The organism is Shinella sp. Sh6 (assembly GCF_055392685.1).
In genome coordinates this window covers 351186-365032 of the sequence record NZ_AP044006.1, presented here as the reverse complement: position 1 = coordinate 365032, position 13847 = coordinate 351186, and the positions used below count along the sequence as shown (strand labels likewise).

13 protein-coding genes, 1 pseudogene and 1 other annotated feature are annotated in these 13847 nt (G+C 60.8%); of the genes and pseudogenes, 4 read left to right on the top strand and 10 right to left on the bottom strand.

Annotated features, from left to right (window positions below; translation table 11 throughout):
* The first annotated feature begins 380 nt into the window (after window positions 1-380).
* Window positions 381-436: a sequence feature (sul1 is cis-regulatory element that is thought to sense ions involved in sulfur or methionine metabolism; They are found in Alphaproteobacteria), on the top strand.
* 69 nt (window positions 437-505) lie between these two features.
* Window positions 506-1993 carry a SulP family inorganic anion transporter gene (locus tag ACZ5TO_RS20110; RefSeq protein WP_464800974.1) on the top strand — a complete coding sequence of 496 codons (1488 nt, stop codon included), beginning with the start codon at window positions 506-508 and terminating at the stop codon, window positions 1991-1993.
* 980 nt (window positions 1994-2973) lie between these two features.
* Here ACZ5TO_RS20110 and ACZ5TO_RS20105 read toward each other — a convergent pair.
* The 8 genes and pseudogenes from ACZ5TO_RS20105 to ACZ5TO_RS20070 all read right to left on the bottom strand — a co-directional run bounded on the left by ACZ5TO_RS20105 (window position 2974) and on the right by ACZ5TO_RS20070 (window position 9892).
* Window positions 2974-3347 (bottom strand): annotated as a pseudogene (locus ACZ5TO_RS20105) (DUF779 domain-containing protein).
* Window positions 3348-3456: 109 nt separating this feature from the next.
* Window positions 3457-4965, bottom strand: coding sequence for an aldehyde dehydrogenase (gene adh, locus ACZ5TO_RS20100; protein WP_464800973.1), 1509 nt, complete (start codon window positions 4963-4965; stop codon window positions 3457-3459).
* Between the two features lie 150 nt (window positions 4966-5115).
* Window positions 5116-6075 carry a helix-turn-helix domain-containing protein gene (locus ACZ5TO_RS20095; RefSeq protein WP_464800972.1) on the bottom strand — a complete coding sequence of 320 codons (960 nt, stop codon included), beginning with the start codon at window positions 6073-6075 and terminating at the stop codon, window positions 5116-5118.
* Between the two features lie 470 nt (window positions 6076-6545).
* A complete protein-coding gene (locus tag ACZ5TO_RS20090) occupies window positions 6546-6752 on the bottom strand; it encodes a hypothetical protein (RefSeq protein ID WP_464800971.1) in 207 nt (68 codons plus the stop codon).
* 208 nt (window positions 6753-6960) lie between these two features.
* Window positions 6961-7497, bottom strand: coding sequence for an NUDIX hydrolase (locus ACZ5TO_RS20085; RefSeq protein WP_464800970.1), 537 nt, complete (start codon window positions 7495-7497; stop codon window positions 6961-6963).
* Window positions 7498-8098: 601 nt separating this feature from the next.
* Window positions 8099-8278 (bottom strand): hypothetical protein, encoded by a 180-nt coding sequence (locus ACZ5TO_RS20080; protein WP_184146679.1) that lies wholly within the window; start codon window positions 8276-8278, stop codon window positions 8099-8101.
* 815 nt (window positions 8279-9093) lie between these two features.
* On the bottom strand, window positions 9094-9276 hold the full coding sequence (locus ACZ5TO_RS20075) for a hypothetical protein (RefSeq protein WP_464800969.1): 183 nt from the start codon (window positions 9274-9276) through the stop codon (window positions 9094-9096).
* Window positions 9277-9604: 328 nt separating this feature from the next.
* Window positions 9605-9892 (bottom strand): type II toxin-antitoxin system TacA family antitoxin, encoded by a 288-nt coding sequence (locus tag ACZ5TO_RS20070; protein ID WP_464800968.1) that lies wholly within the window; start codon window positions 9890-9892, stop codon window positions 9605-9607.
* Between the two features lie 281 nt (window positions 9893-10173).
* On the opposite strand from ACZ5TO_RS20070, the gene ACZ5TO_RS20065 reads away from it, so the two are divergent.
* Together ACZ5TO_RS20065 and ACZ5TO_RS20060 are read left to right on the top strand one after the other, a co-directional pair.
* Window positions 10174-10422, top strand: a complete 249-nt coding sequence (locus tag ACZ5TO_RS20065) for a type II toxin-antitoxin system VapB family antitoxin (RefSeq protein ID WP_184146683.1) — start codon at window positions 10174-10176, stop codon at window positions 10420-10422.
* A complete protein-coding gene (locus tag ACZ5TO_RS20060; protein ID WP_184146685.1) occupies window positions 10419-10808 on the top strand; it encodes a type II toxin-antitoxin system VapC family toxin in 390 nt (129 codons plus the stop codon). Before ACZ5TO_RS20065 ends, ACZ5TO_RS20060 begins: the two co-directional genes overlap by 4 nt.
* A gap of 328 nt (window positions 10809-11136) precedes the next feature.
* On the opposite strand, the gene ACZ5TO_RS20055 is transcribed toward ACZ5TO_RS20060, so the two are convergent.
* Complete coding sequence (locus ACZ5TO_RS20055) at window positions 11137-11874, bottom strand: class I SAM-dependent methyltransferase (RefSeq protein ID WP_464800967.1); 738 nt, start codon at window positions 11872-11874, stop codon at window positions 11137-11139.
* Window positions 11875-12087: 213 nt separating this feature from the next.
* On the opposite strand from ACZ5TO_RS20055, the gene xth reads away from it, so the two are divergent.
* Window positions 12088-12876 (top strand): exodeoxyribonuclease III, encoded by a 789-nt coding sequence (gene xth, locus ACZ5TO_RS20050; protein WP_464800966.1) that lies wholly within the window; start codon window positions 12088-12090, stop codon window positions 12874-12876.
* Here the strand turns inward: xth and ACZ5TO_RS20045 are convergent.
* The gene (locus ACZ5TO_RS20045; protein ID WP_464800965.1) at window positions 12873-13757 is read right to left on the bottom strand and encodes a hypothetical protein; all 885 of its coding nucleotides are present in this window, start codon (window positions 13755-13757) and stop codon (window positions 12873-12875) included. The genes xth and ACZ5TO_RS20045 overlap by 4 nt on opposite strands.
* Window positions 13758-13847: the final 90 nt, after the last annotated feature.

Here is a 13847-nt window from a genome sequence, read left to right as displayed (position 1 = left end):
TCATGTTTGCTGTCCAGACCGCGGCACGGTCTGCTTTTCCTTCCTATGGTTTCATGGGCTTCTCCTTGCTGCAACTTAGGCTCTTCTCATCAACTGGAAGGTCCCATCTCGAACATCGTCCAGGTCAGCATGGGCGAGTAGGTAGCAGAAAGGGCAAGAAAGGAGCCTGAAGCAGCAACTCACCAATCACGCTGAAGTAAGACCATTTTTCCTCCCGAATTTCGCCACGGAAACCTTTGCCGGTTCATCCCGAAGCGGTGACCAAGAGCGCGCGACAGAACAGGCGCCCCTAGTTCGCCTCTCCTCCACCCATTGAGATACACCTTGGAAGAAATCGCCGTTGACCGCTGCGTAACATTTTCTATAACGGGGCCATTCACCCTGGACCCGGTGAAACTCCGGGTGGCTCTTCTGGCCGCCGATCCGCCAGACAACGCAAAAGCATCAAACCAGTTTACATGTCGGACATGCCCGGCCTGGATGCACTACTCTTGCGGACTTTTCCATGTTCAATCTGACAGCCTACAAGCGCGAGTGGTTCTCGAACATTCGCGCCGACATTCTCTCCGGCATCGTCGTCGCGCTTGCCCTCATCCCCGAAGCCATCGGCTTCTCCGTCATTGCCGGCGTCGACCCGAAGGTCGGGCTCTTTGCCTCCTTCGCCATCGCCTGCGTGTCCGCCTTCGTCGGCGGCCGGCCGGGCATGATCTCCGCCGCGACTGCTGCGACGGCCGTGCTCATGATCACGCTCGTAAAGGAACAAGGCCTCGAATATCTCTTCGCCGCGACGTTACTGATGGGCCTTATCCAGTTATGCGCCGGCCTCCTGAAGCTCGGCCGTGTGATGCGCTTCGTCTCGCGCTCGGTCATCACCGGCTTTGTCAACGCGCTGGCGATCCTGATCTTCATGGCGCAACTTCCGGAACTCATCGGCGTGCCGGGGCTGACTTACGCCATGATCGCAGCCGGCCTCGCGATCATTTACCTCTTCCCCTATGTTACCAAGGCGATTCCGTCGCCGCTGGTCGCCATCCTCGTCCTGACCGCCGTTGCGTGGTGGGGCGGCCTGGACCTGCGCACCGTCGGCGATCTCGGTGAATTGCCCTCGTCGCTGCCGATCTTCGCGCTGCCACAGGTGCCGCTGACTTTCGAGACGCTCCAGATCATTTTCCCTTACTCGATCGCGCTTGCCGCAGTCGGCCTGCTGGAATCGCTGCTGACGGCACAGATCGTCGACGACATGACGGACACGCCAAGTTCGAAAAGCCAGGAATGCATCGGCCAGGGCGCGAGCAACATCGCCTCGAGCCTGATCGGCGGCATGGGCGGTTGCGCCATGATCGGACAATCGGTAATCAACGTCACCTCGGGCGGTCGCGGCCGCCTCTCCACTTTCGTGGCAGGCAGCGTCCTGCTGTTCCTCATTCTTGTTCTGGACGATCTTGTGCGCATCGTCCCGATGGCCGCGCTGGTTGCCGTTATGATCATGGTGTCGATCGGGACCTTTTCCTGGCGTTCGATCCTCGATCTGCGCCGCAACCCGCCGTCTTCTTCCATTGTCATGCTGGCGACGGTCGTGACCGTGGTCGGCACGCATGACCTTGCCAAGGGTGTTCTCGTCGGTGTTCTCCTTTCTGGCGTGTTTTTCGCCGGCAAGGTGGCAAGGCTCTTCCGCGTCTGTTCCACGCTAGATAACGCAGGCAACGAGCGCACCTATCATGTCGACGGCCAGATTTTCTTTGCCTCAGCGGAGAGTTTCATCGCGGCCTTCGATTTCACGGAGACGCTGCACAAGGTGACGATCGATGTCACGGAAGCGCACCTCTGGGACATCACCGCGATTGGCGCGCTCGACAAGATCGTCCTTAAATACCGCCGCCAAGGCGTGGATGTCGCCGTCATAGGCGTCAACGAGGCAAGTGCGCATATGCTCGACCGCTTCGCCCTGCACGACAAGGAGCATGCGGCATTTTCAGGGGTCGGCGGACATTGATAGACTTACATCCGAAAACACTGCGGGCATCCATGGTGGGAGTGTTCCGCGCAACCGGAGCCATGTAGTGGCAGAGGATTCGAACATCTTCTTTACTACCAAAGGATATTGTTTCGAGATCGCAGCCTTTTAGTTAAGGCCGCGATCTTTGGAGCGATGATGCTTAGCACTGAGATGGTCATATCTCTTGAGGCTTGTCCGACGGCAGCGTTTGTTCTCGATGCTGCCCGCGTAGTCGTATTTGCAAATACTGCCGCGCGCAGACTATTTCATCCTCGAGATAGCCTCGACGGTCTCTCGGTAGAGATGCTTCTGCCTGATTGGCCGCCGCCATCCCAGGTCTCGCCGTGTCGCATCGGGGAAGGTTCAGGCCACGAAAATTCCGCGCGGGTGAGATAGGTGGACTGGCAGGCAACCTCGGGAACGATGACTACGCTTTTCATCGAAGCCGAGCGGAAGGTGGCGGGTGCCGGCGCAATCCGTTCGTGGATTCCGTATCGCTCCGCTCAACGGTGCATAGAAGCCTCCTCTATCGTCAGGCAAGCGGCAAGTTTCCGGCAAGTCCGCTCAAAACCGCCGGTCTGTCCTCCCCCCGACAGGCTATTCAGCACATAAGCCGATCGGCACGACGGACGGGATGGGTCGTGCACTGGAAGATTTTCACGCCAAGCTGTGCTTCAATTCGTTGAACGGCCTTACCCACGTCGACTTGCTGGTCGCAAATTGCAAGGCGCCACGCGTGAAGCTGTCGCTCTCCGCCACCGCCGCGAAGATTGCGATATCTGTATCGAAGAAGGTTCCTTCGTCATCGTCTCGGGCTTGGAATTAATTCAGAACGGAGCGACCACGTTTTTTTGGTGATATTATTGTCCTTGTTGCCCTCCTGACATGTCGAGCGGGCGTTCGACTTCTTGTAAGTGGATATCGCAACGGCTATCACAATCCGGAAGGTCGCTTGATACCACCGGTACACCTGCCGGTCAGCACCCCGGCAGCGGGCAGGCTTCGCCGCCGCCGAAGAGGCGCGAGCGGGTGAGGGAGCGTTTTTCCCGTCCGTTGTCGAGCGAGAACATGCCGCTCCGGCCCGGCACGACGTCGATGATCAATTGCGTGTGCCGCCAGACATTGAACTGGCTTTCACTGATATAAACCGGCACGCCGCCGATCTCGCCAAGCTTCACATCCCGGTCGCCGACGATATAGTCGTCGGCCGGGTAGCACATGGGCGCGGAACCGTCGCAACAGCCCCCGACTGGTGAAACAGGATTTCCGGATGATCAACCTGGATTTCTCGAATAAGGTCTAGAGCCGCTTCGGTCGCTACCACGCGCGGCTCGGTCACGACTTCGGACATGATGGTCCTCCTTGAGCAAAATCCCTCCCCGCAAGCGAGGGAAGGGAGCGCGCCGCACCGCGCCCGGGAAACCTCCTCCATCAGCGAGGCGGAGAAGGCGGGAGGGCGCTCAGAAGAAACCGAGCGCCTTGGGAGAGTAGCTGACCAGCATGTTCTTGGTCTGCTGGTAGTGGTCGAGCATCATCTTATGGTTTTCGCGACCGATGCCCGACTGCTTGTAGCCGCCGAAAGCAGCATGTGCCGGATAGGCATGGTAGCAGTTGGTCCACACGCGGCCGGCCTGGATGTCCCGGCCGAAATGGTAGCAGCGGTTGGCGTCGCGGCTCCAGACGCCCGCCCCGAGGCCATAGAGCGTGTCGTTGGCGATGGCAAGCGCATCGGCATCGTCCTTGAAGGTGGTGACCGAGACGACCGGCCCGAAGATTTCCTCCTGGAAGATGCGCATCTTGTTGTGGCCTCGGAAGACGGTCGGCTTGACGTAGTAGCCCTCCGCAAGCTCGCCGCCGAGATTGTTGCGGCCGCCGCCGGTCAGCACTTCGGCGCCTTCCTGCTTTCCGATGTCGATATAGGAGAGGATCTTCTCCAGTTGCTCGGACGAGGCCTGCGCGCCGATCATCGTCGCCGTGTCGAGCGGATTGCCTTGCACGATCTTCTCGACGCGCTTGATCGCCTTTTCCATGAAGCGGTCGTAGATTTTCTCATGCACCAGCGCGCGGCTCGGGCAGGTGCAGACCTCGCCCTGGTTCAGCGCGAACATCGCAAAGCCTTCCAGCGCCTTGTCGAGGTAGTCGTCGTCCTCGTTCATGACGTCGGCGAAGAAGATGTTCGGTGACTTGCCGCCCAGTTCCAGCGTCACCGGAATGAGGTTCTGGCTGGCATATTGCATGATGAGGCGGCCGGTCGTCGTCTCGCCGGTGAAGGCGATCTTGGCGATGCGCGGGTTCGAGGCGAGCGGCTTGCCGGCTTCGAGCCCGAAGCCGTTGACGATGTTGAGCACGCCGGGCGGCAGGAGGTCGCCGACGAGTTCGGCCCAGACGAGGATCGAGGACGGCGTCTGCTCGGCGGGCTTCAGCACCACGCAATTGCCGGCGGCAAGCGCGGGCGCCAGCTTCCAGGCGGCCATCAGGATCGGGAAGTTCCAGGGGATGATCTGGCCGACCACGCCGAGCGGCTCGTGGAAATGATAGGCGATCGTCTCGTGATCGACCTCGCCGATCGTGCCCTCCTGTGCGCGCACGCAGGAGGCGAAGTAGCGGAAATGGTCGATGGCGAGCGGAATGTCGGCAGCCATGGTCTCCCGTAGCGGCTTGCCGTTGTCCCAAGTCTCGGCCCTGGCGAGCAGTTCGAGATTGTCCTCCATGCGTTGGGCGACCTTCATGAGGATGTTGGAGCGCTCGGTCGCGGCAGTGCGGCTCCACCTGTCCTTGGCGGCATGCGCCGCATCCAGGGCACGCTCGATGTCGGCGGCGTCGGAACGGGCGATTTCGCAGAGCTTACCGCCGGTGATCGGCGTGATGTTGTCGAAATAGCGGCCCGCGACCGGCTCCCGCCATTGGCCACCGATGAAATTACCGTATTTCGCCTTGTACGGGTTTTCGACGATCTTCTGGTGCAGCATGTCATTCCTCCCATCAAAGACCCGGATTGGGCCGTCGACAGGATGGTGCAGCGCTTTGCCGGCATGCGGTAGACGCAGACCGGCGATGGCCGGCACAACTGTTTCAGATTTGAGACAGGACAGAGCAACGGCCTGCGCTGCGGCGCAACATCAATTGACCGAGAGCTTCTTCATCTTCCGGTACAGCGTCGCGCGGCTGATGCCGAGCAGGTCCGCCGCCTGGCTGACATTGCCGCCGGCACGGGTGAGCACGCGGCGAAGGGCAGCACGTTCGGCGTGGTCGAGCTCACGCCCTTCCTCTACCCGATCCTCGCGCAGGAGATCGGAGGCCGCGATTCCTGTCGCGATGCGCCGGTCATCAAGGCCGAGGGCCTGCCTTGCCGCTCGGGTGGCGCCAAGGACGAGATCGTCGCGGTCAATCGCGAGCAAGGCCGGTGCCGCTTTGCCGTCAATGGGCACGAGAAGGATGCGAGCCGCCGAAAAGGCACGGCGGAAGAGACCTGCCTCGATCCGTGCGGCGGCATCGCGCACGGCCTGGGAGAGGATCGACATGATCATCTCGTTGGCGTCGTTGCGGCAGCTGGAGATGTCGATGGCCGCCGCAACGCGGCCGGCATGGTCACGGATCGGCGCCGTCGTGCAGGAAAGACCAGTGTTGCACGACAGGAAATGCTGGTCGCGCAGGATCAGCACGGCTCGCTCATCGGCAAGCGCCGTGCCGATTCCGTTGGTACCGACGCTGGCTTCGCTCCAGACCGTGCCGGACCAGAGGCCGACGCCGCGGAAGTCACGGTCGTCGCCCGCCGCGCCGCGGCGTTCAAGCGCAATGCCGTTCTCATCCGTCAAAAGCAGGCAGCAGCCGGCCTTCCCGACGGTCGCGAACAGCCGGTCGATCTCGCCACGCGCCTCTTCGATCAGCGCGTTGGAACGGTATCGGGCCTGCCGGAACTCGGCGTCGCTGAGCCGCCAGGGCGTGCGGTCTTCCTCAGGGGAGAGACCGTGAAGGGTGAGGCAGCGGCGCCAGGAGGCTGCGACTAAGGAACTTGCCGCAGCCGAGGAATGGGCCGCAACGGTATGCACATGATCTGCGTGATCGAAACGCATAGGCATCCGCTTTCCTCCCGAAGGCTTCCTACCAATGCACCAGACTATAGTGCAGAGCACACCGTAGTCTGTCTCCAGATGTCAGTCCAGTTGGCCTGCCTGCGATGAATGCATACATCGCCCATCCTCGGGCTTCAACGCGAAGGGGGGGGCGCGCGTCCCGGTGGGGGTACTGCAGGTCCCCTGGACAGGCTTCCCCACCGCGTCCGTATCCTGGAAATGAATGGTGACGGGAACTGGCTCGCCAACGAGGCAAATACAAAAGCCCCGTCGGGATGAAACCGGCCCGCGGAAATAGTTCGCCTCTCCATCGTCGGAAAATGGCAAAGGGCGAGCGAATGCCGGAGACGGCTTCGCGGGCCGGCATGCCCCGAAGGGCGCAGCGGCGAACGACATGCCTATTCCTATAACCATCCACATGTGGCCGGATGTTTACGAGGCGATGAAGGCCTTTCGTCCGCCGCTGCAGCGGTTCATTAGAACTCCACGCCTTCCAGTTTCCCGATCAGCGTGTTGCGGTCCTCGACGGATTTCAGGCGCACCGTCAGGGCCGTGCTCTTGACGGGAACCTGTGGCGGCAGAGACACGGCGACGCCCGGAATGTTCTCCGCTGCCCACTGGCGGAATCGGGGCAGCTTGTTCGGACCGCTGATGGGGAAGGTATGGCGGTATCTGAAGGTCATTTCTGTTCTTTCTGGATAGGGCAACGGCGCGGCAAGGCCGTCCGGCGTTGCTCCGCAGGTTTCAATCTCGGATCGACAGTTCCTGGCATCACTCTTGCCGTGGCAGGTAGTGACGCCAGGCAACCAGCGTCCGGCGCTGACCCTGTGGATGGGACGACCGGGGGGCCGCCGCCGACGTGCGGGCCCCATCGAACACATCGGCATCGCCTCAGCTCCTTGTCGCTTGCCGCTTCCCGGACGACGGATTCCGGCTGCTCGTACGGCGGAAGGGTTCAAGGCGCTCCGGCTTGTCATCGAGCATCCGCACGAAGGCGGCGAGCTCGGCGTCGTCGAGCCTGTCTGCGGCCTCTCCAAGCGAAAACCATTGCCGCTGTCTTTGCCCCTTCTCCCGCCAATGACTGAGCGTGCCGCGCACGTTCATGCCGAAAACCGCGACGCTGCAGGGTACCCGCGAACCATCGTCCAGAGCCTTCCGATACCGGAAGGCCACCACCGGCGCGGGCGAAATGTCGCCAATGACGCCGGCCGCCTCGAAGGCCTTGCGCGATGCCGCGACGAGGAGCGGATATCCCTTCACCGGCCACCCCTTGGGCACGATCCAACGCCCACATTCGCGCGAGGTGATGAGCAATATCCTCATCTCGCCATTGCGCTGGATGCGCCAGGGAAGGGCGCCGACCTGCTGCCGTTCGCCCGGCACGTCAGCACCGGAGACGTGTTCCGTCACCTTGACTGCCAGATTCATTGCCGGGCCCTCCACAACAGGCCCGGCGCACTACGCGGGACGATAGCGATGGGCGTCCGGCACCAGGGGCAACGGACTGCGGCCCGTGGCTGGGGCCGGTCGCAGGAAAGGCAGACACGGAAGAGCTGGGAGAGAGACATGGATACGCTCCATCGATGCGCCGGATAGAGGCGCAAATGAACCGCACTGTTTGGTCGTGGGGTTCCCGGAGCGGCGGGGTCTGCGGCGGCGTTACAGGTTTAGGGCTGCCGGCTCCGGGGAACGGAGCGTGCTTGATCGATCAGCCGCGATATCCTGACAAACGTATCCATGTGCATGCCCCCGACATGGCCTTTCATTGCGGCGATTTCAAGAGCTAAATTGGCGCTCCTAGCGCCTGCCGCAATTGGATGCGGCTAAGTCGCGTAGCACTCGCATGATCACCCCGGCGCATATATCCGATCGGCAGGTCGGCAGGGTGAACGCCCTTTCAAAGGAATTGGACATGTCCGCCTCAATTTGCGGGTGCCGAAACCGTCACCGGTCGGATTCCGAGCCGAGCACGGTGGCCTAATCGCTTGCCGGCGCGCCGATCTCCGGCGTCATCGCGCTTGGCACCGAACTAACGGAGGCCGACATCCCCCTCATCCAGGGCTTCGGCCTGCCTACGGTCTTCATCGACACGTTCCACGACGTGCTCGACGCCAATTTCGTCGACATGAACAACGAGGATGCCGTCTGCAAGGCGCTGTCCTGTTTCCGCATTCAGGGCTTCCAGCGTACCAGCTTCGTCGCCCCCCATGTGGACAAGACCAATTTCCGCTTGCGCCGCGGGTCTTCTTCAAGAACATGGGGGCTCGGCATGCCGGTGAACGAGGCCGATATCCTCTGGGTGGAATTACGACCGAACTTATCTCGATATCCGCGCCCTGCTCTCGACCGGCCTCGACCTCGCCGGATGCTATTTCTGCACCAAAGACTCCTCGTTTGCTATTGGCCCTGTAGTGATGAGGCAGGGGCCGGCCGGACGGCTTGCGGGACTGCTCGAACCCCCTTCACACGATCCGACATAGGAACCCGGCTGCGGTCTGCGATCCTGATAAAGATCATCGTCATGAGGGCTCTTCTCTCTCCAACAAGTCTGCCCTCCTCCCGGCCCTCTTCTCCTCCCACCGCAACCAAACCGCCCCCCGCCTCAGCGAAATGGTCACCGTTCAGTGCGATAGGGTCCACGCAAGATGGGAAAATCGGACCCCCAACGGGCGCTACCGTCGTGCCAGGTTCGATCAGAAAGAAGGAGAAGACCTACCGGAAGGTGGGCTGACAGCAGCTCCGCCAGGACGGATCCAGCTCTCGGAAAGTGAGGCCAGTCTGTCGCGATCCCTGTGCCGGTCAGTTCGGTTCTATCCCTGTGCCAACGCCAGAGCACGCGCTGTTAGCGTGGACGGCTACCTCGTCGAACCCCGGGCGCGGTTGCTGCGACTCCGAATAGAAGCATGATGCGAACTGCCCGGCATCCCCTCGGCTCAGAGGAGCTTGGCGCGTTGCCATGCGACGTTAACCTGCCGCCCCATTGATGGAAAACATGCGGGCCATTGCTTTGGCCAAGGGGAAAATCTAGTGGGCAATGTTCGCGAGCCAGAGGCGAATGTCGTCGATGGAACGCATCAGGATGGAAGGGTTGTCGCGAAAGGGAATGAACCCCCAGCCCTGCCAGTAGCGCTCGGCCTCCGCGTCGACCGCCCTGACGACGACGGCGCGGCCGCCGACGATGTCCGCCCCGGCGAGGCAGCGGTTCAAGGCATCCTTGACCAGCCCGCTACCGATACCGCGCGCCCGGTATGGTTCTGATCAACAGCCAGTTGTCCGATCAAAAGGCAAGGGATCGGGTCCGGTGGCCGTCCGGTGCGAATGGCCCGCGGCGCACTGTTCGGCTGAATGACACTCGGGGCAGGCCCATAATAGCCGACCAAGACTTGTTCATCGTGCATGACCAGGACGCGCGTGAAGCCGCGCGCCTGGCTTGAGCGGGCGAAACCGTCAACCACGCATCGAGCGCTGGCTTGCCACAATCGAATGCGTCGAGCCGGTGCGCGTCATCAAGCAATTCGGGGCGTGAAACCACCGCCTAGCGTTCCCAGGGAGCTATACGGCGGCGCAACCGTTCCGCCGCCTTTGGAGGCGGAACGGTTGCGGGAGCGGAGATGGCCCGCACGAACGCATCATGCGCATCGGGCGAAAGGCGGATGACGGTTTCATTGAGGATCGCGGTCTGCGCTTCATGCAGCGCGGCGCGGCGCATGAACTCGGTGCGGGACAGGCCGAGCAGTTCCGCGCCACGATCGATGATTGTCAGATCGTCGTCGCTAAACCGCATCGAGACGGTTATTTCCTTTCGCGGGACCGTGCCTGCCATGGTGCGCTCCTGTGCAGCGAATGTATAACGCAAAATGCAATACTCTTGCGTTTCAAGCCGCGATGAGGTGCGCTGACGGCATATTGCGGCGAGATGGATCTATACCGCAATGCAGAGCTCAGAACGTCAGTTTTTCCCCGATTAAAGCATGCACTATGTCTATCGGAACGGGCGCATGAACAATGAGACTGTTTTGATGCCTGTATTCACCCTTGAAACTGTGTGGCGGCGGGGTAGAATGGTAGAAAAGTAGCTGCTCAGGTAGAATGGAGTGTCGCCACATGAGTCTCAACGTGAAGGATCCAGAAGCACATCGCCTTGCTCAGGCTATTGCCCATGCGACCGGGCAGAGCATGAGCCGCGTCGTGACCGACGCTCTGCGTGAGCGGTATGCACAAATTGAAAAACAGAGAGGCAGGGCTTCGGTCGGAGAACTTCTGGCGATCGCTGACAGAGCTGCGGCCCATCTGAAACGACCTTATGCCGATCACGCCAAGCTTCTCTATGACGAGGACGGCCTGCCGAAATGATTATCGACACATCCGCCATGGTGGCGATACTTTATGGCGAGCCGGAAGCCGTTCCCTTCACGCGACTGATCCACGATTCTGCAACCAGCCGAATCAGCGTGGCGAACTATTTGGAACTGTCCATGGTGATCGAAAAGCAACTCGGGCCGGAAGGCATGAGGCAGGCCGATGCTTTCTTCCGCCGTGCAGCGATCAACATAGAGCCAGTGACCGTCGAACAAGGCCATCTGGCCCGACAGGCATTCCTCGATTTCGGGAAGGGCAGACACAAAGCTGGACTGAATTTCGGTGACTGTTTTGCCTACGCTCTTGCCCGGGATTTCGACGAGCCGTTGTTATTCAAGGGTACCGACTTCACAGAGACAGACATCCGTTCGGTTGCATGACACACGCGACTTGGAATGATGATTCGGCTGCTAGCGCCCTTTACTGGCGTTTTGGCTTCCGCAAAGCGGTTCCGCTTTCGACCCCATCTCTGCCCGTCCATTCTCCGTGAGACGAACGGCAAGTTTCAGGCAGGGAAGCCCCTTTAACGGCGACAATGAGGGTCGGAAGCTGAACGGCTGGCGCGGGGTGGTCTGCGGACAGGCAGCTTTTAGCAAGCTGTGGGCTGAACCGGAAACTGTGTGGTGCCGAACTGCGGGATTTGCACCAGACTATATTGGTCGGCGACCGTAAGAAAAATTCAAAGCTGTTTCGTTGGACACATAGCCATCAATAGCATCCGCTTCGACGCTTCGAATTAAAATCATCGCGCATGACTTGACGCTCTGAGGCGGTAGCATCCTTGATGGGTGCCCATGCTGGGTGGTCAACCCGTTGGTCCCAGAACTCTAACGCAGCCTGTACTGGCACTGTTGCGGTGCCGGCAAACTCGGTGCGAACGCTCAAGACCTCCAGTCCCGCGCCTGAGAGCAACACCTGGCACTTGCCTTGCGTGTCGGCAACCTCGCCATAGGCGAGGTGGATTCCGCGGCGTGCAGCGACTTCCACGGCGCGTTGCGATAGTCCGAACGGCTTGGCAGGCGTCTCGAAGGCAAGAACACCTCCGGCCTTGAGGAAGGTCACCCAATGCCGCAAAGCACCGGCAACGTCCGACATGAGCACCAAGGCCGAAGCGCACACGACGAAGTCAAATTGGGCCGCCGGAAGATCAAGCCGTTCGGCATCACTGTGCATGAATTGGACGTTGCTCAGTCCGGCAGCTATTGCCTTGTGCCGTGCCTGCCGAAGCATCCCTTCCGAAACGTCGATGCCGATAACGTTGCCGGCTGGCCCTACCCTCGGGGCTGCTTCGAGTGCAGCCATGCCAGTGCCTGTCGCAATATCCAGCACCGTGGAGCCTTGCAGAAGGTCGAGACCGTTCATTAGGAATGAGACGATCCGATGATGTACTGCGTCCCGGTCGTAAGATGCGCCGCGCCTGTCGAAATAGTCCTCTCTCGTCGCCATTGCACACCCGTTCTTTCCATAGCGCGCGTTATTTGCTGCATTAACGATTTCTACTTTCGGTGGTGATGATAATGAGGTCGGAAGCTGTCAGATGGCTACGTCAAAATCAATCCCAGTTCAGCCGGACGCTTCGCCGCCCAGAACGGGAACCACAGTGTTACTTGAATAGTTGTCGCTGAGAAGCCAGTATCTCTTCAAGCACTCGGAGGATTCGTGAAGATCGCGACCTATAACGTCAACGGCGTCAATGGCCGCCTGCCGGTGTTGGTACGATGGCTGAAGGAAGACGCACCCGATATCGTTTGCCTTCAGGAGCTGAAATCACCGAACGATCGGTTCCCGCGCGCGGAACTCGAGCGCGCCGGCTATGGCGCGGTCTGGCACGGTCAGAAAAGCTGGAACGGTGTCGCAATCCTCGCAAAGGGCCTCATGCCTCTGCTGACGCGGCGAGGCTTGCCAGGCGATCCCGACGACACCCATTGCCGCTACATCGAGGCGGCGATCGACGGACTGCTGATTGGCTGCCTCTATCTTCCGAACGGCAATCCCGCGCCCGGCCCGAAATTCGATTACAAGCTCCGCTGGTTCCATCGCCTGCACATCTATGCCGGCGAACTCATCGACCTCGACATTCCCGCCCTGCTCGTGGGCGACTATAACGTCATGCCGACGGATATCGACGTCTATGCGCCAGCGCGATGGTGGGAAGACGCACTGTTCCGTCCCGAGGTTCGCAAGGCCTATGCCGATCTGGTCGCACAGGGCTGGACGGATGCGATCCGCCAGCTCCATCCCGAAGAGCGAATCTATACGTTCTGGAAATACTGGCGCAATTCCTTCGAGCGCGATGCGGGTTTGAGGATCGATCATTTCCTCCTCAGCCCCGCAGTCACGCCATGGCTACGGTCTGCAAGCGTGCGCCGCAGCCCGCGAAGCTGGGAGCATACGAGTGACCATGCGCCGGTTATGATTGAGATTGATCCGCCGGTCGATACGAACTAGGCGGAGGCCTGCTCTGCGCTTCGTCGCTCACGTGACCGCGCAACTCGTCTTGCTTCGCGAAGCTCCTCTATGGTCGGAAACCACCAACCTCGTCGGCGCTCATCATCTCGGGTCGCGGCTTTCGAAGGCCACGTTTGCACGAGTTCCTCCAGAGACGGCATGCGCCACAATCCCCAGACGTGTTCGTCGGCGATGTCCAGATAGAGACCGGCGATTTCCTCATGCTCGACCAATTCCCCGGTGATGTCACTGACGACGACGATGCCGTAGGCGGCAGTGGCGATGGGCCGGTCCAACGGCGGGAAATCGTTGGCGGGAAGAGGAATGCGCCGGCGCCGGCGCTCGGTTGAGCGACGGCGGGCTTTGCGCTCGTCTTCGGTGCCCTTTCGCGCCTCAGCGCGCTTGCGCCGTTCCTCCGGTTCGCAGCGTCGCGCCTCATCCTCGATCGCCGGCCAATTGTGGAGAAGCTCACCGTAGGATGCGAAGGGCACACGCCAGATCTTGTAATCCCCGTCCCAACGGGCAAACGGTACTTGGCTGATTTCCTCGACCAACTTGTGCGAATAGGGCGTCTTGATGCGAAAGCCATCCCTGTCAACGCCGAGATAGGGACTTAGGATTGGTTCGAAGGCAAAGGCATCCCTGCCCTTCTCCTGGGCGAAGGGATCATTGCGGGACTCTTCCTTGGCTCTCCAGCGTATGAAGCGCCGGCGTGCCGTCTTCCCAGGAATGAGCCAGGCTTTGCGCGCATCGCTCCAGCGAGCGCGGGGAAATTCCTGCCGAAACCGCTGAACTGTCATTCGGTCAAACGGAAACGAGACGGCGACATGCTCGCCGCCGTCATAGGTTCCCACTGTCTCCGGTTCGGTTTCGTCACCCATTGCTTCACCCAATGGCTAGCACCGACGTCCATCAAAAGGCCCGGTCGCGTCGAGACTAAAACCCCGGGGCGTAGTTTGTTGTTCCCGCCG